Here is a 21764-nt window from a genome sequence, read left to right as displayed (position 1 = left end):
CGAACTCACTTTGCAGGCGCATAATTGCGCGGCCAAGGCACGATGTTCTGCGCCTGCATCTGGACCTTCACCTCCGCGCTGGAAATGTAAATGCTGTCGATCCGGAACCACGGCGCAAAGAAGGCATTCTCGACCATGTATCGATTGGCGGCCTGCATCGCGGCATTCTGCTCCTTGCCTGGAGGCGTGTACTGGGCTTTCTTCAGGAGAGCCTCCAGCTTTTCGTCCTTTGCCTTGGACGTATTCCAGGGGGAGTTTGCGAAGGCGAATTTGTTGAAGTCGGCCCAGGGCGACTGGCTGCCCAGACGGAAGAGGAACATCGGGTATTTGCCCGACAGCAACTCGGCGATCGTGACGTTCGGCGGAACTTTCACCCAGCTGACGGTGACGCCGATATCCTTGAGTTGCTGGGTGATGATCGGCGTATAGGGAGCAAGCGTGCCGATATCCGGCATCGTGACGCTGAAGCCGTTTGGATAACCCGCTTCGGCAAGCAGGGCACGGGCCGCCTTCGGGTCATATGGATAGGTCCCGTCCAGCGATGGATCGAAGGCTTCGCTCGGCGGAACGAAAGGCTGATCGGTGACTTCGCCGTAACCCCTGGCGACGAACTTCAGGATCGCTTTTTCATCGAATGCCATATTGATGGCGCGCCGGACCCGGACGTCGGACAGCGCCTTCACCATCTTGCCGTCGCGGTCAGAGAGAAACAGACCCAGCCAGTCCACGGGCAATCTGGAAACCGTCAGCTTGCTCGCCTCGGCCTCGGTGACGACCTGCCCTTCGCCCGCGGCGGCATCCACCTGACCGGATTTCAGCGCATTCATCCGCGCGCTGAGATCGTTGATCGGGGTGATCGTCATGGTTTCGAACGGAAAGGCGCCGGCATTCCAATAATCCGGATTACGCTTGTAGACGTATTGCCGCCCTGTCACCGAGCGTGCCGTGTCGTAGATGTAAGGCCCGGAGCCGATCGGGAGCATTTTGGAATCAGCCTTGCCGAGGGTCGCGGGGCTCGCCATCGCGCCGCCGACCGTCGCCAGATTGAAGAGCATGCCCGGATCTGGCTCCTTGAGATGCAGCTTCAGTTCGGCAGGGCCTACGATCTCGACATCCTTGATGGCGCCAGCCATCCAGGTGTTCTGCCCGACGCCATCGCGCAGGTACTCGAGGTTTGCCTTCACCGCCTGCGCGTTGAACGGTGTTCCGTCGGAAAATTTGACGCCCTCACGCAGCTTGAGCGTCAGCTCCGTGCCATCGCTGTTGAAGCGCCATTCGGTAGCCAGGTTCGGCATCGTCTTGCCGTCGGGGGCCGTGTAGAGCAAGGTATCGAAGACCGGCATCCAATATTGGGCGCGATGGCCGATGGAAAGGCCGGCACGGTCGAAGGTGTCGTTATCCAGAATGCCGGCGATCGCAAGCGTTTCGGGAGTGTTCCCGACCTCTGCCTGTGCGACCGGCGGCACGGATAAAAAAGCCGCCGTCAAGGCGGACAAAATCAATCGGTTTCGCATGCTCTCCTCCCCGAGAGCCTGACTTGCCCGCTCCCCGGCCAGACAGGCTGCATGTAGCGAATAAGATTCTGCCAGATACACATTCTTGGCATCCCGAAGCCATACCAGTTGAGGCAATGCACGAAAAATGCAATTAACGGCGCTACCGATAAATGAAGCTTATCACTTGCCATGCTGGATCAGATCACCCACCTCTTCCGTCTTCAGGCGATCGTCGAGGAAGGCAGTCTGCGTCGCGCCGCCGAACGGCTGAACCTCACGCAACCCGCTTTGTCTCGATCTCTCGCCCAGTTGGAGGCCCATTTCGGGCGGCCGCTTCTGGAGCGGCACGCACGCGGCGTCCGTCCGACGCTGTTCGGGGAGAGAGTCCTGTCAGAATCGCTGCGGATGATGCGTCACTGGGAAGTGGCCGAGCAGGAACTGATGTCCGACAGGGCAATAGGCAAGGCCTATTTGCGGATCGGCGCCGGACCGATGTGGCGTCCCGCAATCCTGCCGGAACTGCTCGTCGACATGCAGCAACGATTCCCCAAGATCGTGTTCGAGCTCAGGAACAGCCGTTATGCGAACTCGCTCACCGATCTCCTCGAGGGGCGCCTCGACATGCTGTTCACGGGAATGACGATCGATGATCCGCAAGACTTCCGCCTCGTCGCACTTCCGCTGACGAAAGTGATCAACAATGTCATGGCACGTGAGGATCATCCGATCTTCGCCGCGCGCGATGCGGCAGGAGCGGTTCCGCCGGAGCGCCTGCTCGACTATCCCTGGCTCGTCCATTCCGAGCTTCCGATCTATCAGGCCACCACGCAGCACGGTCTTTTCGAGCGGCTGGGGCGGGAGCCCGACATCCGGCTGAGCTGCGAGAGCTTGCATTCGACATTGTCCATACTTCAGCGGAGCGATTGCCTCTGCCTGCTGCCCGATGCGGCAGTTCTGGCAACCTCCTGCCCACGCATCGTCCCGGTGCCGGTCAACCTCAATTACAGGCACACGCGGACGGGGGTGATCTATCGCGAGGAACTCGGCGACTGGGCTCCGGTGCGCCAGATGATCGCACTCTGCAAGGAGCGGTTTCATCTCGATAACTGATTACGCTCTGTTGAATCGTCGCCGGGCACCCTACCATGCATTGATTTCGCTTGATTTTTCAAGTCGCCGTCCAGTCGGCGCGGGTCGTTCGCTCGTTCGTTTGCCCGAAAATAATCATAAGTCGAAGGTGATGGCGCGTGTCAGGTCACCAAGTCGAGGTGCCGAACGTCGCATTGACATCGCCGCGCTTACGATGGCCCCTGCAGCGTCATGGTCCCCCGAATGGCTCGCTGACGTAACGAACGTTGATGTGGCCGAATGTGAAACCCATCTAAGCTTCATGCCGAAGCACGAAAAGAACGAGATCGAATTCCTCAGGACATGGACACTGACGCCCGGAGCGACGCTGGGGTCGTCAGTCCGTGCGAAAGGGATACTTCTCGAGATGCGAGCACGGCTCCCGGTGACATCGAAGAAATCGCTCATCCTCGAAGGACATGAGCTGATCCTGTCGATGCCCGCGAACGCGAAGACCGAGTTTCAAGCCGCGTCGACCATTGTCTCCAGAGCGCTGGAGGACATCGAAACGTTGCCTGTCATCCCGCGCGAAATACAGGACATCCTGGCGATTAAGACGAGCGAGAGACACCGCTGGCTCGCAGACGGTCGACTGCCCAGTGCGGGAACGCGAACTGTCAAGTTGCGTGGCCGGGCTAAAAAGATCACGTTCCACGTCTTTGATCCCAAGCTAGTCGAAGACATTCTCGACCGGGTGTTGTTGAGGAATGGCGGGAGCATGACGCGACAGCGGCAGCGGAAAACAGGCGACGGGCCGCATACAAGGCGAAACTCACGCGTTCGCTGAAGCAGCGCGCAAAAACCTCGCCGCCTACGCAGGCGGTTTCCGACGAGGCTTCAAACCTCTCTGGATGGGATGAGTTTGGACGGGATGGGTTCCTTCGTTAGCGTTGGTGACCCGCGACGCGCCAATCGCGCCCGTGACGGGGTGAAGTCCGTCGCTGTATGTGCGGGCGCTCCTTATACTCAGAAATTTCCCGCGAACGGCCCACAAGCTCGGCATATTTCCAAAGCATGGAAGGCGGGTTTGGGGCCGACTGCAGCCTGGCGGGTTTCAGCCCCCCTTTGCGGTAAGCCGCCATTCAGCAACCGACCCTTGTAGGAGACGGTAGCGGCTGATCTATAGTCTCCCGTAAGCAGTCAACCGCGGGACACGCGGCACTTCCATTGGTGGACAGTATTGGAGAGCTCAATTGCAGACGGACGACCCTCCGACCTACCGCTTTACCGCGAAAGTCCATATTCATCATAAAAGCTCGCCAGGGATCACGATGGCCTACGTCATCGACGCCCAAGGCCTTTCGGTGACGCAAGGACGGTCCGTCAGACTCGTCCCATGGACTTCGTTTCGTTTCCTGCACCTTCACGTTACGAGTGGGGTCGGCACCACTGGGTTTCCAGTCCACAGCGCGCGTTTGCGGACGCTCTTCGCGTCAAGGGCGCTATCCTCGCTGGATTGGCAGGGAGAGACAGGCCTCGATCGGTCCGCCGACTACGTTCGGTTCATGGAAGAACTGATTCCGTTTGCAGTCGCCCGTAACCCGCATCTCCGCCTTCGATACGGCGGCGACCCTATGATGGAGGCGGCGGCCCCGATGGTGCTGACCTTCTTGATCCTACCGTTCGGCTTAATCCCACTTTTGATCTTCAAACCGCTCGGTGCGCTTCTTGCTGGTTGGAAAAAGCCGCTTGGCAAGCTCGTGTTTGGGGCAATCAGCACGAGTTTAGGTGTAGTGCTGAACATGCTTCCCTGGTCCAGCGGTAAGCCGTTCAAGGCCGACGATCTGCCCATCGCAGAACTCCCGCCGAGATATCGGCAAGGTGGCGTCTGAAGACGTACCGATATGCCTGCGACGAGCTTCGAGGGTGAGACGGACGGCAGCTTATCGGTTGACGATCCTTCAAACCAGACTGTCCGAAAACCACCCAGATCGAACATTCAGCCCAAATAAGCCAAGAGTCTGCTTTGGGGAAGTCTTGCGGCCCACACGAACGTCCGTGATGCCGGCGCTAAGCGGTCGAAAATAGACATCTCCGGCATAGGCACAGTTACGCGGCCTCGCCACGAAGACGTATTACGTCCTTGGACGGGGGTAGCCCGAACCGCCGAGCGTATTCCCGGCTGAACTGGTTCGGACTTTCGTAGCCGACACAGAAGGCCACAGATGTTGCGCTTCCCTCTCCTGCCATCAGAAGCGTGCGGGCATGGAGTAGGCGAACCTGCTTTTGGTATTGGATCGGGCTCAGCGCCGTGACAGCCTTGAAGTGGCGGTGGAATGCCGAGACGCTCAGGGCCGCCATCTCGGCAAGCGCCTGGACCCTCAAGGGCTTTGCGAAATTCTCTCGTATCCATTGGACCGCGACGCTGATCCGTGAGAGCGCCGCGTCGGGCGTCGCGATGTCCCGAAGCATCCAGCCCAAGGGTCCCTGCAGCACCCGGAACAGGATCTCCCGTTCGTAGGCAGGCGCGAGCACCGCGACCTCGTCTGGCCGGCCCATAAGCCGAAGCATCCGCACCCAGGCATCGAGAAATTCCTCGCTAACGGGCGCAACGGAGAAACCCGACCCGAACAGCTTGCTGCATACCTGCACGGGCAGGTCACTGATCAGCGCCGCGACCGTCGGAGGGTGGAGCGTTAGGCTGACCGCCAGATACGGCTCCCCCGTGACCGACGGATGCACCGACCCCACGGCGGGTAGATCGACAGACATGACGAAATAGGTGGCGGGGTCGTAGGCGAAGGTCCGTTCGCCGACCGTCATCGTCTTCGAGCCCGTCAGAATCAGGTTGATCATCGGCTCGTAGACGGCCGAAAGCCGATGTTCCGGTATCTCGCCCTGCACCATGGCGAAGCGGGGAATTCCCGTTTCCGTCCGGCGGTTTTCGGCCGACGAGGCCAAGCTGCGCAGTTCCTGAAGTTGCTTTTCCATAGAGGCGAGCGTGTCAGACCGGGGACGCGACCGCAAGCGTGAAGCACAAATAGGCAAGAAACAAAGAGAAATGGGTGAGCGGCAGAGATGGCATCGGCCTAGCTTCAGGTCATACCGAACAGGGAAGGGAAGCCCCATGAAGATCGTCATCGTCACCGGAAGCAGCCGAGGCCTCGGAGCGAGTACCGCCGTGGAATGCGCCCGAAAGGGCATGGGTGTGATAGTCACCTACAACAGCAATCCCGAAAAAGCAGAGGAGGTCGTGAAGACGATCGTGCAGAGCGGCGGCAGGGCCGTGGCCCTGAAGCTCGATGTCGGAGACGTTAGTACCTTCCCTACATTTCGTGATGCCGTCGCCGCCCAACTGCAATCCGTCTGGGGCCGTGGCGACTTCGACTATCTAGTCAACAACGCCGGATATGGCCTCTTCAATCCGATCGCCACAGTCACGGAAAAGCAGTTCGACGGACTGTTCAACGTCCACCTCAGGGGCCCATTCTTCCTGACCCAGATCCTGCTTCCGCTTATGGCGGATGACGGCCAGATCATAAACATCACCAGCGCCACATCGCGCGTGGCGACCGCAGGCGTCGCGCCCTATGCCTCGTTTAAGGGTGGCCTCGAAGTCCTGACCCGCTACATGGCGAAGGAGTTCGGCGAGCGGGGCATCCGGGCGAACTCGATAGCTCCGGGCGCGATCCGCACCGAACTCGGCGGCGGCCTGAACGACGAGTTCGAGGCGATGCTCGCGGGCCAGACCGCGCTCGGCCGTGTTGGCGAACCCGAAGAGATCGGCGGGGTCGTGGCCAGCCTTCTATCGAGCGAGAACCGCTGGATCAACGCCCAAAATATCGAAGTCGCCGGCGGCTACATCATCTGACCAAAGGAGAGCAGCGTGCTCGATCATGTCTTTATATCCGTGAGCAACATCGCCCGATCGATCGCCTTCTACGAGGCGGCGCTGGCGTCGCTCGGGATCGTCCACGCACATGATTACGACGGCAAGGATGGTCCTCCCGGCCACCCCGACCTCAAGGGTTTTGGCGCGCACGGCAGGGTGTTCTTCTGGCTTCGCGAAGGCGTCGTCGAAGGTCGCGCGGCTCACGTGGGTTTCGTTGCCAAAGGCACCGCCCAGGTCGATGCAGCCTTCGACGCCGCCATGGCCGCCGGTGCAACGGAGATCCATCCACCCGTCCTGCAGCTTCATTACGACCCGCGTTACTACGCCGCCCAGGTTCGCGACCCGGACGGCTACGGCCTCGAATTCGTCCACAAGGAATGGCAGCACTGACATGACAAAGCTGATGATCTATGGCGCGACCGGCTATACCGGCCGCATGGCAGCAAAACATGCGAAAGCAGGCACGCCTCTCGTTCTCGCAGGCCGCAGCGAAGCGACCCTCTCCAGGCTTGCCGCCGAGCTCGGCGTTGAGTACCGGGTGTTCGGCCTCGACGACGCCGGGGCGATCGACAAAGGCCTTGCCGATATTTCGGTCCTGGTGAACTGCGCCGGGCCTTTCCTGCGGACCGCCGGAGTCCTGATGCGTGCGGCGATCCGCAATGGCGTCCACTATCTTGATACTGCTGCCGAACTCGACAGCTACCGTCTGGCCGAAATCCTGGACGACGAGGCGAAGGCAGCAGGGATCATGCTGATGCCAGGCGGTGGTGGCAGCGTAGCAATGCTCGGCAGCCTAGCCGGGCACGCTGTCGAGACAGTCCGCGACCCCCGCAAAATCAGGATCGCGCTGCATGTCGCAGGTGGTCTCTCGCGCGGGTCGGCAATCAGCGCTATGGAAAATGTCACCACCCAGACCCTGGCTCGTATCGACGGCAAGCTCGTCAGCACTCCTGCCGAGGGCATTCGGAAATTCGACTTTGGCAAGGGTGAGGTCGACTGTTTCCCGGTGACGCTTCCCGATCTCATCACGATCTGGCGGTCGACGGACGTCCCCAATGTCGAGACCTTTGTGCATGTGACTGGAGACGGGTTCCCTCAGGGCGATCTCTCGCAGCTTCCGGATGGACCGAGCGAAGAGGATCGTCTCGCGAACCGATACCAGGCAGCCGTCGAAATCACAGACGCGGAAGGCCAGGTGATCCGCTCGCTTCTCGACACGGTCAACGGTTACACTTTTACGGCGATGGCTGCGGCCGAAGCTGGCCGCCGTGTGCTCGCAGGCGAAGTCCGCCCCGGCTTCCACACGCCCGCAGTTGTGTTCGGGAGCGGCTTCGCTCAGACCATCGCTGATACCACGATCGTCGACATCTGAGGAACGCACGATGCAGAAGCTTGTTGAATCCTTCATCGCGACCGCCAACGCCTTCGACGTTGAGGGCGCACTGTCCCTGTTTGCTGCCGATGCCGTCATCAACGATGTTTCGGTCGGCGACGCCTTCGTCGGCAGGGCCGGCGTCCGGATCTATCTCGAGCGGTTCTTTGTTGGGTACAACACCACAAGCAGGCTGCTGTCCATCGAGACTCCGGACGACTTCAACTCAAATGTCCGTCTCGATTTCACGGGAGATTTCGGCCACGAGGTCGGCATCCTCAAGATCGCGATCAATTCTGAGGGCCGGATCGAGCGCATCGACGCCGATCTCGAGTAGCAGGCCCACCTCACAATCTCATCAGACAACGAACATCTGCGCCTGAGGCGTGGATGCCGGGGAAGGCTTGCATCCGCAAGCCCCCGCACAGGAAGGAGTATGTTCATGACAGTCTCGCCATCTCTCACTCAGGAGGCCGCCGACAAGCTGGCTGTCGTCGAAGCGTTGTATCGCTTCGCGGCTGGTATCGACCTCCGAGACAAGGAGCTTCTATCGTCGTCACTCGCAGAAAACGCGGTCTCAGACTTCCGGCCGGCGGCCGCCAAGGCCGGGTTCGAATATCCGGTCATCGAAGGCCGGGATGTCATCGTCGCGGCCCTTTCGACGTCGCTCAGCACGCTGGATACAACCCATTCCGTCAGCAATCCGCGTGTGACGATCGACGGCGACACGGCGCGCATGGATGTGCTCGTGGAGGCCCAGCACGTTCCCCGCAGTGATCCTTCGCGCCATTATCTGATGAAGAACCGCTACGACGTCGAGCTGATCCGGGCAGGTGATGTCTGGGTCATCACCCGCAATACGGTCGACAATGTATGGCGGACCGGCGATCTGACGGTTCTCTCCGAGATCTAAGTCTCCAAAGAAGACGACGCGAATGGAATGGCGGTGGGGCTTTTGCTTCCGCCGTCATTCGCACGCGGATGACCGCTCTGGACGCGCAGGCGACGTGACACGGCCGCGGGGCGATGTCTGCTTTAGGCAAGCATTATGACGTCTCCTATGACTGACATGAAGGCGCATAGCGGAAATCATTTCCGCTGTGGGGCCGGGAGCAGAATGTCGGCTTACGGCAAACGTCGGGCTGAAACACGCCAGTCTGCAGTCGTCCCCGAAACGGACATCATTTCCGCTTTGCGCCCCTATGTCGGTCAGGAATGCTTTTATGCGCTTCACCGACGCGACTGCCCATCCACGTGGTCTAATCCACCTCGAAGGAACATCCCGCTCTGCGTCAGGACAGTCTTCGATTCCTCGTCGAGGCGGTCAAGGATGATGCCTTGATAGCTTCATCCTGAGCGTCAAAAGGGACGTGGTGTCATCTGGAGATGTAGCCTTCCGCTCGGTTGCGCCCAGAACGTCGAGAGTGGCTGATGCTACATGGCCGCAACGACGAGCGGCGAGCGGTATCACTCAGGCAAATCATGATGGCACCGTCTTCGGTCAAAATTTAAATCCGACAAAACACCGTAAACAGTCATACGGACGTCACCTAATAACGATAGATATCGCTCAAACGATGAGCGATATCTATCAATTGGTGACAGGGAAGAACACCCGTGCTGACTCAGGCCGAAGATCGTCAGGCGCAGATCATCGATCTGCTGCGCGAGCATAACTTCATCGACAACCGCACCCTCACGGAGCGGTTTTCGATCTCGGTCGCCACGGCTCGACGCGACCTGGCGGAGCTGGAGGAGGCTGGGTTGTTGCGCCGGACGCATGGCGGGGCGGTCATGCTCAATCAGGTCGCGCAGGATTCGACCAATGCTGCGCGTCTGGTCTGGAAGCAGGCGGAGAAGGTTGCCATCGCCTCCGTTGTCTCCGGCATGATCGCTGATGGCGATACAGTCCTCTTCGACGCCGGCACGACGGCGCTGGAAGTTGCCAAGAAGCTGGCGGATAGACGTGGCCTCACCTGCATTTCGAACGGGATCGATATCATCGCCGAGCTGGCGCGCGTCGAGGGGCGCAACATCTACGCGATCGGCGGCGAATACACCGAAACGAACCGTTCCTTCTGGGGCCCCTTGGCCGAGCAGGCCATCCGTCAGTTCAATGTCGATAAGCTCATCCTCAACGCCGCGTCGATCGATATCGATCGAGGCCTGGTCTGCACGGTCTCGCCGGTCAACGCGAGCGTGGCGCGCGCCATGATCGAGGTGTCGAGGCGTGTGATCGTTGTGGCGGATCATTCGAAGTTCACCAAGTCGAGCTTGTCGGTCACCGCGAAGATCGAAGACATCGGGGTCATCGCCACCGATGCAGGCGCGAAATCCATCATCGACGCAGCCCCTGAAAAGCTGCGCAAGAAGTTCGTCATCGCGAACTAGACGCATCCACTTTCCCTAAACCGCATCGTCCCACGCAGGAGACAACAGATGCTCAAGACCAATCGCAGAAACCTCTTCATCGGCGCAAGCATCATGGCGCTGGCATCCACCACGAGCCTGAGGTTTGCCTTTGCGCAAAAAACGCGCGAGCTGAGGATCGGCGTTAACGGCGTCCCGGCCTCGCTCGAGCCGATCAACGCGATCAGCAATGTCGGCCCCCGCATCGTCAACCAGATCTTCGACACGCTGATCACTCGCGACTGGTTCGGCAATGGCGCGCCAGGCAGCGGCATCGAGCTTGTTCCGCAGCTCGCCGAGAGCTGGCAGCGGATCGACGACAAGTCCGTCCGGTTCAAGCTGCGCCAGAACGTCAAGTTCCACAACGACATGGAACTGACCGCCGAGGACGTTGCCTACACGTTCTCGTCAGAGCGACTCTGGGGCGACACCGCGATCAAGACCATCCCGAACGGCCGTGCTTTCTCGCCGGATTGGGATGAGCCGGTCGTCGAGGACAAGTATACCGTCGTGCTGCGCACCAAGACGCCGTCTTTCCTCATCGAGCGCTTCCTTGCCTCGTGGCTTGGCCGCATCGTGCCAAAGGATTACTACAAGAGCCTTGGCGCGGTCGCCTTCGGCAACAAGCCGATCGGAACCGGTCCCTACAAGTTCGTCGAGTTTGTGGCCAACGACCGCGTCGTCCTCCAGGCCAACGACGCCTACTGGGGCATGAAACCCACCGCCTCGAAGATCACCTATCAGGTGGTTGCCGAGCCTGCGACCCGCGTCGCCGGCCTAATCAGCGGTGAATACGACATCATCACGACGCTGACGCCCGACGACATTGCGCTGATCGACGGCTATTCAGACATCGAGACGCGCGGCACGCTGATCGAGAACTTCCAGATGTTCACGTTCAACATGAACAAGCCGATGTTCAAGTCAAAGACCCTGCGCCGCGCCCTTGCACTCGCCGTCAATCGCCCGCTGATGGTCGAAGCGCTCTGGAAGAACAAGGCCTCCATTCCCGCCGGTATGAACTTCCCACACATGGGCAAGACCTTCGATCCCAATCGCCGTGCCCTGGAATACAACGTCGAGGAGGCCAGGCGACTGGTCAAGGAAAGCGGCTATGACGGTACGCCGATCACCTATCACACGATGGGCAACTACTACGCCAATGCCATCCCCGCCCTGATGATGATGATCGAGATGTGGAAGGCAATCGGCGTCACCGTCGAGCCGAAGATCTACGCTCCGGGTGCAAATCCGAAGGACGACGACGTCATGATGCGCAACTGGTCGAACGGCATGTCGCTAACCGATGCCTATACGACTATCGTCTCCGAATTCGGTCCGGGCCGTGGCGTTCAGAAGCGCTGGGGCTGGGAAGCACCGGCGGAATTTAACGACCTGTGCGTGAAGGTTGCGCAACTGCCTGACGGCAAGGAACGCTTCGACGCCTTCAACCGCCTGCGCGACATTTTCGAGGAGGAGGCGCCGGCCGTTATTCTCTACCAGCCGTTCGACGTCTACGCCGCCCGCAAGGACGTGCAATGGAAGCCAATCAGCTTCGAGATGATGGAATTCCGCAACAACCTGAGCTTCTCTTGAAACACAACCCGATGCGTTGGCGGTGCGCATTCCTGCGCACCGCCTCTGCGGAGAATACCTTATGTCAAAGCTGTTGACCGTCCGCGATCTCGTCGTCGAGGTCCCGTCACGCCGCATGAAGATTATCGATGGGATCAGTTTTTCCCTAGAGGCCGGACAGACGCTCGGACTGGTCGGCGAGTCCGGCTGCGGCAAGAGCATGACCTGTTATGCGGTCGCCAACATGCTGCCGCGCGGTATCGAACGCACCGGCGGCAGTATCGAGTTTGAACGCGATCCGAGCAAATCCGGCAGGGCCGCCGATCCGACGATTGCGATGATCTTCCAGGATCCGACCAGCAGTCTCAACCCGGTCCATACGATCGGCTATTACCTCGAATCCGCGCTCTACCGCAATCAGGGCCTGAAGGGGAACGACGCCCGGCTCGAGGCCATGCGCCTGCTGGAACGGGTCGGTATTGACCGCGCCAAATCCCGGCTGCGGGCCTATCCGCATCAGTTTTCCGGCGGCATGAACCAGCGCGTGATGATTGCTCATGCCCTTGCCGCCAAGCCGCAGTTGTTGATCGCCGACGAGCCCACCACGGCGCTCGACGTGACCATGCAGGCCCAGATCCTCCATCTGCTGGAAGAACTGAAGGCCGAGACCGGCATGGCGCTGATCATCGTCTCCCATGATCTTGGCGTCATCGCCCGCCTCGCGGACCATGCGGCAGTCATGTATTGCGGCAAGGTCGTCGAGACCGCGCCGGTAGCCGACCTGCTGCAGCGCCCGGCACATCCTTACGCGCGGGCGCTGATCGATTGCATGCCGAGCATCGACCCCGCCGATCTCGAGCCGCCCGTTCCCATCCCTGGCTCCGTTCCGCTCCTCGACAGCCTGCCGAAGGGATGTCATTTCCATCCCCGCTGCTCGCGCGCAACGGGCGAATGCACCGCCCTCTTTCCTTCACCGTCTGCGATCGGTCGCGTTCACGAGGCCTCGTGCTACCATCCGGTGGCGGCATGACCGCGCCTCTGCTCCGCGCCCGCGATCTGACCAAGGCCTACCATCATAAGACCGGTGTCTTCGCCAGACCGACCAGCCAGCTCGCGGCCGATTCCATCAGCTTCGACCTCATGGCCCGCGAACGCATCGGTATCGTCGGTGAATCGGGGAGCGGAAAATCCACCCTCGGCCGGCTCCTTCTCGGCCTTACCTCGCCGACTCGGGGCACCGTCTGCTTCGAGGGTGTCGATCACGACGACCGGAGTTCTCAGGACTGGATAGCCTTCCGCAAGCGCACATCGCTCGTGCAACAGAACCCGCTTGCGGCCCTCAATCCGCAGATGACGATCGGCGAACAGGTCGCCGAGGGACTGCTGGTCCACCGGGCCGCCAGCAAAGCGGCCGCCCAGGAGCGCACGGCCGCGATGCTGGAGCGCGTCGGCCTGTCCAGCGCCATGATGACCCGCTTCCCGCACCAGATGTCTGGTGGACAGCGCCAGCGTGTCGTCATTGCCCGCGCGCTGATCCTCGACCCGAAGCTGGTCGTGTTCGACGAGGCGGTCTCAGCGCTTGATGTTTCCGTTCAGGCCCAAGTCGTGGCCCTGCTGCGATCGCTCTGGCAGGAGCGGGATCTCGCCTATGTCTTCATCACCCATGATCTGCGGATCGTGCGCCATCTCGTCGATCGCATCGCAGTCATGTATCTTGGCCGGGTCATCGAGACCGGCGACATCAGGGCTGTCTACGAGCAGCCGCGTCATCCCTATACCCGCGCTCTGCTCGCCTCTGTCCCGACGATTGACCCCTCGATCCGAAATATCGAGCCGCCGATCAAGGGCGAACTGGACCCGGACAAGGTCTCGCAGGGCTGCGCTTTCCGCTCCCGCTGTCCTTTCGCCATCGACAGATGCACCATAGAGACGCCACTGCTCCGGGCGTTCGGCGCGCAACGGGCAGCGTGCCACCGGTCGGAGGAATTCGCCGGGCCGATGAAACCGCAGGCCGCTGCGCCACCACGGAAGGAGTTGGCGTGATGGTCGGGTTCATCCTTGCCCGGACCTTCAGGGCGATACTCGTGCTGATCTTCACGGTTACGCTGGTCTTTATCGTGCTGCGCCTGAGCGGTGATCCTGCCCAGCAGATGCTGTCCGACAGCACCAGCCCCGAAGCTCTTGCCGCTTTCAACGCCAAGTGGGGCCTGGATCGATCGATCTTCGAACAATACCTGTTCTATGTCGCGAACGCGCTGCGTGGCGACTTCGGCATCTCCTTTGCGGATGGCCGTGAAGTCTTCACGGTCGTGAGCGAGCGGATCCCCAAGACGTTCGCGCTGACGGTGCCTGCATTTATCCTCAGCCTGCTGATCGGTATTCCGGCAGGCATCATCGCGGCAATGCACCGGGAGTCTGCCGTCGACAAGGGCGTGATGGCCGGCGCCGTGCTTGGCTACAGCATTCCCAACTTCCTGCTCGGCCTCGTCTTCATCTTTGCGTTCGCGGTCTGGCTGCGCGTGCTGCCAAGTTCCGGCAGCTCGACATGGAGGCATGCGATCCTGCCGGTAGCGACCTTCGCCCTCTACAACGCCGCCGCTGTCGCCCGCTTCATGCGGTCAACCCTGATCGATGTGCTGGGGCAGCCTTACATCGCGGCGGCGCGTGCGGACGGGGTCCCGAACATCGAGATCATTCTGCGCCATGCCTTGCCTAATGCCGCGATCCCGATGGTGACGACGCTCGGTTTCGTTGCCGGCGGCCTTCTCGGCGGTGCCGTGCTGGTGGAACCCGTGTTTGCCTGGCCGGGGCTCGGGACCGGCTTCGTCAACGCGACAAGTACCGGTGACCTGCCGGTGGCACAGGCGATGGTCCTGCTGTTCACAGCCTTCATGGTCGTCATCAACCTTACTGTGGATGTTCTCTACGTCGTCCTCAATCCGAAGATCAGGAAGCAATGACATGACGGTCGTGACTTCATCCCGCACGATCCGCGGATCCTTGCGAGCTCCGTTTCGCGGCCTGCCGGCCAGCGTCGGTCTGTGTTGCCTGTGGATCTGCATCGTTGGCGTCATCGGTGTTACGGCGCGCTGGATGTCGCCGTTCGACTATCTCGCGCAAAATCCGCTGTCGCGTTTCGCCTGGCCCTTTGCGTCGGCAAGCCATCTGCTGGGTTCGGACTATCTTGGCCGCGATGTGTTGAGTAATGTGCTGGTGGCCACCCAGACGACCCTGATGATTGCACTTGTCGGTTCGGTCGTCTGCGCTTTGATCGGCACCACGCTTGGTCTGCTGGCCGCCCACTTTGGCGGATGGGTCGACAACGTCCTGATGGGGTTTGCCGATGCGATGGCTTCGGTGCCGTTCATCATCATCGCGCTCGGCGTGCTTGCGATGTTCGGCTCCAGCCCACTCCTGTTCGTCTTCCTGGTGGGCTTCCAGAACTGGGAACGCTACGCGCGGCTGACGCGCGGCCTGGTCATCAGCGCACGGGAAGAAGGCTATGCGGAAGCCGCCCGTATCGTCGGCGTCCCCGCCAAGCGGATCTACTTCCGTCACATGCTGCCCAACATCGCCGGGCCGCTGATCGTGCAGTTTACCGTTAACTTCCCGGAGATCATCCTGCTCGAAAGCGGGTTGAGCTTTCTCGGCCTCGGCATTCAGCCGCCTGCAACCAGTCTCGGCCTGATGGTCGCGGATGGTCGCACTTATCTGGCGATCGCCTGGTGGATCGCCGCCTTTCCGGGGGTCGTTATCGTGCTCACCACACTCTCCATCAGTCTGCTCGGAGACTATCTGCGCGATCGTTTCGACGCCCGCCTCCGTTGAATTAAAGAAAGAAAAGATATGAACCCGCTTAGAATGAACCTCGAGACCCTGCGCGTCGGTGGCCACCGTGGCCACAGCGCCGGCGCTCCGGAAAACACGCTCGCTGCCTTTCGCAAGGCCTTCGACCATGGCGGACCGCTCGCCACCTGCGAGACCGATCTCAGCATGACGGCGGACGGAGAGCTGGTTCTCATGCACGACAAGACCGTCGATCGCACCACCGACGGCCATGGCATCGTGCAGACGATGACTTATGCGGACCTTTCCAAACTCGATGCCGGCAGTTGGTTTAGTCCTGAATTCGCCTGCGAGCGCGTGCCGTCGCTGCGCGAGGCACTGGAACTCGGCCGCGAACTTGGAATCCTCTATCAGCTCGAACTCAAGATCTATGACCGAAACGAGGTGATAATTCCCAAGCTGCGTGCCCTGATCGACGAGATGGATTGCGCTGACCTTCTGCAGTTCTCCTCCTTCGACTTTGTCCAGTTGAAAGCCGCAAAGGAAGCAATTCCCGAGGTGCCGACTGTCGGCCTCATGCATTCGCGACTGATCGACCCAGCGGCGCTTGCCCGTCAGGCCAAGCTCGATGCGATGAATATCGAGATCTACCATTTCGCCAGCGGCGAATCCCGCCAGCTTCACGACGAAGGCATTGCCGTCTTCACCTATCTCCCCGGCGGCCACCACGAGAAGATGATGAAATACGGGGTTGATGTCGAAGACCAGGTCGTCCGGTGGGTTCGCGAGGGTGAGCTGGATCAGTTGATGGGCGACGACGTCGCCCAGATGGCCCGGTTGAGGAACCGCGCCCGTGGCTGACATTCACATCCACAAGACCGCTCTGCCGTCGCGCTCGGTCGAGGTCGTCGTCGAAAGCATCGCGAGGGAGGCCGGAGAATTGGCGCTGAGCCACTTCCGATCGCTGGCCGATCTTCCTGTTGAGAGCAAGGGACACCTCGACCTCGTCACCGAGGCAGACCGGCAGGTGGAGGAACTTCTGATCGCCCGTCTGTTGGATGCCTTCCCGGACGACGGTGTTTTCGGCGAGGAAGGTGGCGATGTCCCCGGAACGTCGGGCCGTATCTGGGTCATCGACCCGATCGACGGGACCTTCAATTTCGTGCGCGGTGGCCAGAACTGGGCGGTCTCGATCGGGCTTTACCAGAACCGGCGACCGGTGTTCGGGGTGATCCATGCACCAGTTTGCGGCCTAACCCTTGTCGGGGGTGATACGGTGCCAACACGCCTCAATGGACAGGTGATGAAGCCGCTGCCGCCCTTCGACTTGTCGCGGGCATCAACGGGGTTCAGTTTCCACCCTACAGTTTCAACTGCCGACCGGCTCGAAGCCATCCGCTTCATCTCGGATGATCTCGGCATCAATTTCCGGCTTTGCGGGTCTGCCACCATGTCGCTGATCGAAGTGGCGATGGGCGAGACAGACGGATATCTGTCGTTGGGGGACTCGACATGGGATGTCATGGCCGCACTCCCGATCCTCGCCAATCTCGGCGTCGCCCACACGATCGACTGGGATCACACAGAGCTGACCTCCAAGCTTCGCTTCGCTTGTGGAAGCGAAGCGTTCCTGGACAAGGTGCGCCCGCTTGGCGAGACCTTGTTCGCCAAGTCCTGATACCTGCCAAACCTCAGTCGAGGTGGTCGTCCATCGTGTTGAACTCAGCTTCCAGGCTCGGCCGGCTCGCTGCGAGTCGATGTCTGCTTCCAGGAAGGCGCCAGCGCGGGCTGTACGACGGACATGGAGGCGCTTAGCTGCTTTCTGCCGACGCGCGGCCCCGCTTGGCGCGAGGCCGCACATTCTCAGATCTCTGTATGCTCCGCCAGTTCCAGCGCATCCTCTATGTCGACCCCGAGGTACCGGACCGTGTTCTCGATCTTGGTGTGTCCGAGCAGAATCTGGATCGCACGAAGATTGCCTGTCGCCTTGTAAATCATTGCAGCCTTCGTGCGTCGAAGCGAATGTGTTCCGTAGTCCTCACGCCTCAGCCCAATGGCCGTCACCCACTCGTCAACCAACCGGGCATATTGTCGAGTGCTGAGGTGATCGGCGTGATCGACTCGACTGGGAAACGCGTAGTCATCGACAGTTCCTCCCCTACGCTGAAGCCAGGCAAGCAGGCTTGCCCTGACCTCGGACGTAATCTCGAACTGAACTGGACGTCCAGTTTTCTGCTGAACGACCATGGCACGAGTACGAATTTCCTGGCATGTGACGAGGGTCCCAATTTTGATCTTAACGAGATCGCAGCCTCGGAGCTTGCTGTCGATGGCGAGATCGAACAGCGCGCGGTCTCTCATTCGCCCCTCTCGGTCTAGGAAGAAGCGGACCGCCCAGATTTGGCGCTGCTTTAGCGGCTTCTTCACGCCCACTTGTCGGCCGGCGTTCCATGCCGGTCTGCCCAACGCGGCAGGATCATATTGTGCAATACCCATTTAAGTTCTCCTCAGGCCAACCATTGGCCATAGGAAAAACGCGCAAAATCTGGGTTTGCAGGGGGCCGACAGCCGTCGGTCCGCTATCGGGGCGAAGTAGCGGCAAGCGTCCGTTCAGCCCGGCGCCCTCGTTTCAGTTGTCGGTGCGGACTATGGCTTCGCTGATACGCCCAATGATCGCTGCGATATTTTTTACGTCGAGGCGACTGCGGGCACCTGCGGCGGCCTTAGCCAGCCTGCTGATCCGCCGCACGAAATTGACCTTCGGCTAAGTCGCGTTTCGATGAAGCGCCTGCAGTGTTGGAGATCCCGTTGCCCCGCAGCCTCAGTTTGAAAAGGCTTCATCTCAGAGTGTGGCCCCTCGATTATTGCTGGCCCCACAACTCGACCGTGGCAGGGCCGTCGAAGTCGCCAGGACGGCGATAGGTGAAACTGACATTGCGGATGTTGCGGTCGCCGCCTCGCAGGTTGATCACCCGGCTCTGGCCGCCCTGGGGAATGTGCAGGCCCATCGGGATGTGGTCGGGAGCCCCGTTGCTATAGCGGACGTCGAGGTCGAAGATGTAAATGCCGTTGCCTTCGACCTTGATCAGGATGTGGTCGAAGCGCGCCTCTTGTGCTCCGACGTGGATGACGTCGTGATCGGCGGCCCAGCGCACCTTGCGCCTACCAAGAAACGTCCAGGCATCGGCCGTTGCAAAAGTGGTCCATCCGCTTGCGATCGCGGCAAGGCCGATCAGCAATTTGCGTCTGCGCATTTCCCACTCCTTCCTTGCAGCTAAAGCCATAGCCGCCCAACTACGCCGAGCGGCGCCGAGGCATTCGATCAGCGCGCATCCTGGAACTGCTTCCAGACAGCGAGGCTCGCCGCCCTCGGGTCGTCCATCAGCACAACACCCTCGTTGGTGAAGTTGAGGATCTGCGTCGATCCGACCCGATGCGCCGGCCACTCGGGCAGGCCCTTGCCGTTGGGATCGCCCGTCTTGGCAAAGTTGACCCAGTAGCCGCTGGCCGCTGCTCCCATCGCGAGGTCCTCGTCGGTGACATTGGCCGCCCCGATCACCGCCGCGGGAACATTCAGCGTGAATGGAATCTCCATGCCGTGCGGCGTTCCCGGCAACTTCGACCTCTGCACGGTGGAGACGTAGGAGAAGCGGTAGAGCCATGTCGGCTGACCCGCGGCGGCGGCCAGGTCCGCCGCATGCTGCGCCGGCTCGACCATGGTCATGTCCATGTAGACCTGGACCTTCAGCTCATCGAGGTCGACCGTTCCGTCTGGATCGTAGACAGCCTTCGCCTGTTCGGCAAATGATCCGAGCTGAGCGAAGACGGCTTCCTTCGTCGGATCGGCACCGAGGCCGAGGTCGCGGCTGTTGGCGCCGATCATGATCGGCACCTTGGCCCAATTGCCGTTCTCCACAGCGGACTCGACAGTCTCCGTCAGGAATTCGCCGTCGATGATCGACATCGCCATGCCCGGAACCACTGTCCTGTCGCTGAGCGCAGCAAGCACCTCCTCACCGCTGGCGCCGGCGACGAGCGTTTGAGCCGAGAGCCTGCGCAGCTTGCGCGCCGCACCCTCGTCGGCACCTTCGATACCGAGCAGTTTCGCGTAGTCGACCGCGACCTGTTCGGCTTCCTCCAGGGTCGAACTCGGAATCTCCGACGGCCGGGCGCCGGGCGTGCCGGGCGATTGAAGAATGGCGCGCGCGAACAGGCTGCGCGACATCGGCGAGACGAGCTGTGCAAACACCGACCCGCCGCCGGCGGATTCGCCGAAGATCGTCACGCTATTCGGGTCGCCTCCAAATGCCGCGATGTTGCGTTGGACCCATTTGAGGGCGGCAAGCTGGTCGAGGTAGCCATAGTTGCCGCGCGGTTCGCCTTCGACTGCGAGCGCCGGGTGGGCGAAGAATCCAAGCCTGCCGAGGCGGTAATTGATGCTGACGGCGACCACGCCCTGCGCGGTGACAGCCTGCATCGGGTAGATGTTTGCGCCGCCACGCACCATGGCACCGCCGTGAATCCAGACCATGACCGGCAGCGGTCCGGCTGCATCGGCCGGCCGGAACACGTTTACGGTAAGACAGTCCTCCGACACGAACTCGATGTCGGGTTGGACGCAGGACGGGCCATAGCTGTCTGCAACAAGGGTCCTGCGCCAAGCCTCCACAGGCTGCGGCGCCCGCCAGCGCAAATCGCCAACCGGGGGCGCGGCATAAGGGATTCCCTGCCACACGTCGACCTTTCCTTGGGTGAAGCCTTGTACGGTACCTCCTTCGATCTCGATTGGTAGCGGATCAGCGACCACAGATTGTACCATGCCGGCACAGAGCATGAAGACATGCGCAAGCAACAGACCCTTCCAAACCGACATCATCTCCTCCTCCCTCGTTGTTGCGCGGGGCGATGGACCGCGCCGTGCTGTCTTTGCAAGGATACGCCACCTAATTGGGTGCAACTATGCAATTCGCGCCAAGGGAGAAACTCTGGTAAAGTGCAATGCCGCTTGGATCAATCAGCATGGATCGGGGAGGTCCTCATGCAAGATCAAGTCCTTACATTTGGAAATACCTTTGGAAGTTTCGACGAGCTATGCGGCCAGTTGCGCGGCGTCGACCTTGAGCTCATACCGCTGCGTGCCGGCCCGATCTGGGGGGAGACCAAAACACTGGTAGCCGGAGACTTCAGCTTCACCTCCGGCAAGTTCGTGTCGGATCATCGGTTTCGTGGCACGACGCACACCGATCATGTACTCCTCGGCATGCACTACGGACGGGATAGCTCCGCGTACTATGAGTGTGTCGAGGGGATGGCCGGCGACCTAACGCTGCACCAGCCAGTGCGCGAAAATTTCGGTAGCATGAGAGGCACTTTCGAATATTCGGCGCTCTCGATGGAGCCGGCTGAACTCGCCCGCATTGCCGAAGGCGTGGCGGGTGGCGATCTGTTGCTTGAAAGCAGCGCGCTTCTGCGCGCGCCCGCGCCGGTGGCGGAACTGGCATGCGCCGCATTGGCCAGCTTGTCGCGAGCTGCATTTCGCCCGGAAAATTTTGACGGCAAGGCGCGCGCTGAGCTACTCAAACGGGCGCTTGCCTATCCCTATCTTCTTGTTGCGGCCTATGGTCTCCCCGAGCATGGAGACTTTGCTCGCGAAACGAGGGCCACAATTGTCCGTCGAGCAGAGGCTTGGCTCGACAACGAGCCTCCCGAGACGGTGCATGTCGTCGATTTGTGCCGAGCGCTGGGGCTTCCTCTCAGAAGCGTTCAAAGAGCCTTTCATGAGACGCTTGGTATCGGCCCCGCGCATTATCTGATGCGTTATAGGCTGCATGCCGTCCGGCGAACCCTCCTGCAATGCGATCCGGCTGCGACGAAAGTGTCCGACGTCGCTCTGGACCATGGCTTCTGGGAGCTCGGACGCTTCGCCGGCATCTACCGCCAGACCTATGGCGAGCGGCCATCCGAGACACTCCGGCGGAGAGTGTGACGGGCGGGCATTTGCTTCAGAACGTTCCCACGTCAGGTAGCGGATGACCTTCGTCCGAAAGGAGACTCGCTCATCCGCATCAACGGCAGCTTGCGACGCAAGGTGCAGAAAGACTGAATGACCGAAATGGAGGCGCAGACCTGCCGTGCTAGTCGTGAGCACCGATCTTACGCGCCGCTC

Annotated in this window: 21 protein-coding genes and 1 pseudogene; 17 read left to right on the top strand and 5 right to left on the bottom strand. The window is 60.8% G+C overall.

All coding sequences use genetic code 11. The features are described 5' to 3' along the window. Positions 1 to 5 precede the first annotated feature (5 nt). A complete protein-coding gene (locus tag GQ59_RS05190; RefSeq protein WP_037078464.1) occupies positions 6 to 1514 on the bottom strand; it encodes an ABC transporter substrate-binding protein in 1509 nt (502 codons plus the stop codon). 171 nt (positions 1515 to 1685) lie between these two features. Between GQ59_RS05190 and GQ59_RS05185 the strand changes: the two genes are divergently transcribed. The 3 genes and pseudogenes from GQ59_RS05185 (at position 1686) to GQ59_RS05175 (ending at position 4456) form a co-directional block, all read left to right on the top strand. Continuing rightward, positions 1686 to 2606 carry a LysR family transcriptional regulator gene (locus GQ59_RS05185; RefSeq protein WP_037078462.1) on the top strand — a complete coding sequence of 307 codons (921 nt, stop codon included), beginning with the start codon at positions 1686 to 1688 and terminating at the stop codon, positions 2604 to 2606. 280 nt (positions 2607 to 2886) lie between these two features. Next, positions 2887 to 3512: pseudogene (locus GQ59_RS05180) on the top strand (hypothetical protein). Between the two features lie 305 nt (positions 3513 to 3817). Next, on the top strand, positions 3818 to 4456 hold the full coding sequence (locus tag GQ59_RS05175) for a hypothetical protein (RefSeq protein WP_037078459.1): 639 nt from the start codon (positions 3818 to 3820) through the stop codon (positions 4454 to 4456). 217 nt (positions 4457 to 4673) lie between these two features. Here the strand turns inward: GQ59_RS05175 and GQ59_RS05170 are convergent, their stop codons facing one another. Next, positions 4674 to 5555, bottom strand: a complete 882-nt coding sequence (locus GQ59_RS05170; protein WP_037078458.1) for an AraC family transcriptional regulator — start codon at positions 5553 to 5555, stop codon at positions 4674 to 4676. 136 nt (positions 5556 to 5691) lie between these two features. Between GQ59_RS05170 and GQ59_RS05165 the strand changes: the two genes are divergently transcribed. The 13 genes from GQ59_RS05165 (at position 5692) to GQ59_RS05105 (ending at position 17276) form a co-directional block, all read left to right on the top strand. Next, on the top strand, positions 5692 to 6435 hold the full coding sequence (locus GQ59_RS05165; RefSeq protein WP_037078455.1) for an SDR family NAD(P)-dependent oxidoreductase: 744 nt from the start codon (positions 5692 to 5694) through the stop codon (positions 6433 to 6435). Positions 6436 to 6450: 15 nt separating this feature from the next. Beyond that, the gene (locus GQ59_RS05160; RefSeq protein WP_037078452.1) at positions 6451 to 6846 is read left to right on the top strand and encodes a VOC family protein; all 396 of its coding nucleotides are present in this window, start codon (positions 6451 to 6453) and stop codon (positions 6844 to 6846) included. A gap of 1 nt (position 6847) precedes the next feature. Further along, positions 6848 to 7828 carry a saccharopine dehydrogenase family protein gene (locus GQ59_RS05155; protein ID WP_037078451.1) on the top strand — a complete coding sequence of 327 codons (981 nt, stop codon included), beginning with the start codon at positions 6848 to 6850 and terminating at the stop codon, positions 7826 to 7828. A gap of 10 nt (positions 7829 to 7838) precedes the next feature. After that, entirely contained in the window at positions 7839 to 8165 is a 327-nt protein-coding gene (locus tag GQ59_RS05150; protein WP_051903801.1) for a nuclear transport factor 2 family protein, read from the top strand. A 105-nt stretch (positions 8166 to 8270) separates the two neighbouring features. After that, on the top strand, positions 8271 to 8741 hold the full coding sequence (locus GQ59_RS05145) for a nuclear transport factor 2 family protein (protein ID WP_037079115.1): 471 nt from the start codon (positions 8271 to 8273) through the stop codon (positions 8739 to 8741). A gap of 704 nt (positions 8742 to 9445) precedes the next feature. Continuing rightward, the gene (locus tag GQ59_RS05140; protein ID WP_037078448.1) at positions 9446 to 10219 is read left to right on the top strand and encodes a DeoR/GlpR family DNA-binding transcription regulator; all 774 of its coding nucleotides are present in this window, start codon (positions 9446 to 9448) and stop codon (positions 10217 to 10219) included. Positions 10220 to 10267: 48 nt separating this feature from the next. Beyond that, positions 10268 to 11833, top strand: a complete 1566-nt coding sequence (locus tag GQ59_RS05135) for an ABC transporter substrate-binding protein (RefSeq protein ID WP_037078447.1) — start codon at positions 10268 to 10270, stop codon at positions 11831 to 11833. Positions 11834 to 11894: 61 nt separating this feature from the next. After that, positions 11895 to 12842 carry an ABC transporter ATP-binding protein gene (locus GQ59_RS05130; protein ID WP_037078444.1) on the top strand — a complete coding sequence of 316 codons (948 nt, stop codon included), beginning with the start codon at positions 11895 to 11897 and terminating at the stop codon, positions 12840 to 12842. Then, complete coding sequence (locus GQ59_RS05125; RefSeq protein WP_051903800.1) at positions 12839 to 13855, top strand: oligopeptide/dipeptide ABC transporter ATP-binding protein; 1017 nt, start codon at positions 12839 to 12841, stop codon at positions 13853 to 13855. Before GQ59_RS05130 ends, GQ59_RS05125 begins: the two co-directional genes overlap by 4 nt. Beyond that, positions 13855 to 14772, top strand: coding sequence for an ABC transporter permease (locus tag GQ59_RS05120; protein WP_037078442.1), 918 nt, complete (start codon positions 13855 to 13857; stop codon positions 14770 to 14772). Before GQ59_RS05125 ends, GQ59_RS05120 begins: the two co-directional genes overlap by 1 nt. A 1-nt stretch (position 14773) precedes the next feature. Beyond that, complete coding sequence (locus GQ59_RS05115) at positions 14774 to 15640, top strand: ABC transporter permease (protein ID WP_037078439.1); 867 nt, start codon at positions 14774 to 14776, stop codon at positions 15638 to 15640. A gap of 18 nt (positions 15641 to 15658) precedes the next feature. Continuing rightward, a complete protein-coding gene (locus tag GQ59_RS05110) occupies positions 15659 to 16459 on the top strand; it encodes a glycerophosphodiester phosphodiesterase (protein ID WP_037078437.1) in 801 nt (266 codons plus the stop codon). Position 16460: 1 nt separating this feature from the next. Beyond that, the gene (locus GQ59_RS05105) at positions 16461 to 17276 is read left to right on the top strand and encodes an inositol monophosphatase family protein (protein WP_167336292.1); all 816 of its coding nucleotides are present in this window, start codon (positions 16461 to 16463) and stop codon (positions 17274 to 17276) included. A gap of 185 nt (positions 17277 to 17461) precedes the next feature. On the opposite strand, the gene GQ59_RS05100 is transcribed toward GQ59_RS05105, so the two are convergent. From GQ59_RS05100 to GQ59_RS05090, 3 genes are all read right to left on the bottom strand, one after another. After that, positions 17462 to 18094 carry a tyrosine-type recombinase/integrase gene (locus GQ59_RS05100; RefSeq protein ID WP_037078431.1) on the bottom strand — a complete coding sequence of 211 codons (633 nt, stop codon included), beginning with the start codon at positions 18092 to 18094 and terminating at the stop codon, positions 17462 to 17464. Positions 18095 to 18459: 365 nt separating this feature from the next. Continuing rightward, complete coding sequence (locus tag GQ59_RS05095) at positions 18460 to 18852, bottom strand: DUF2541 family protein (protein WP_037078430.1); 393 nt, start codon at positions 18850 to 18852, stop codon at positions 18460 to 18462. Between the two features lie 68 nt (positions 18853 to 18920). After that, complete coding sequence (locus GQ59_RS05090; RefSeq protein WP_244447906.1) at positions 18921 to 20471, bottom strand: carboxylesterase/lipase family protein; 1551 nt, start codon at positions 20469 to 20471, stop codon at positions 18921 to 18923. Positions 20472 to 20636: 165 nt separating this feature from the next. On the opposite strand from GQ59_RS05090, the gene GQ59_RS05085 reads away from it, so the two are divergent. Then, positions 20637 to 21584: a helix-turn-helix domain-containing protein gene (locus GQ59_RS05085; RefSeq protein ID WP_037078427.1), complete on the top strand. Its 948-nt coding sequence runs from the start codon at positions 20637 to 20639 to the stop codon at positions 21582 to 21584. Positions 21585 to 21764: the final 180 nt, after the last annotated feature.

The sequence above is a fragment of the Neorhizobium vignae genome (assembly GCF_000732195.1).
In the GTDB taxonomy this organism is placed as follows: domain Bacteria; phylum Pseudomonadota; class Alphaproteobacteria; order Rhizobiales; family Rhizobiaceae; genus Neorhizobium; species Neorhizobium vignae.
The sequence above is the reverse complement of the archived record's forward strand: the minus strand, read 5'-3'. Positions and strand labels throughout refer to the sequence as shown.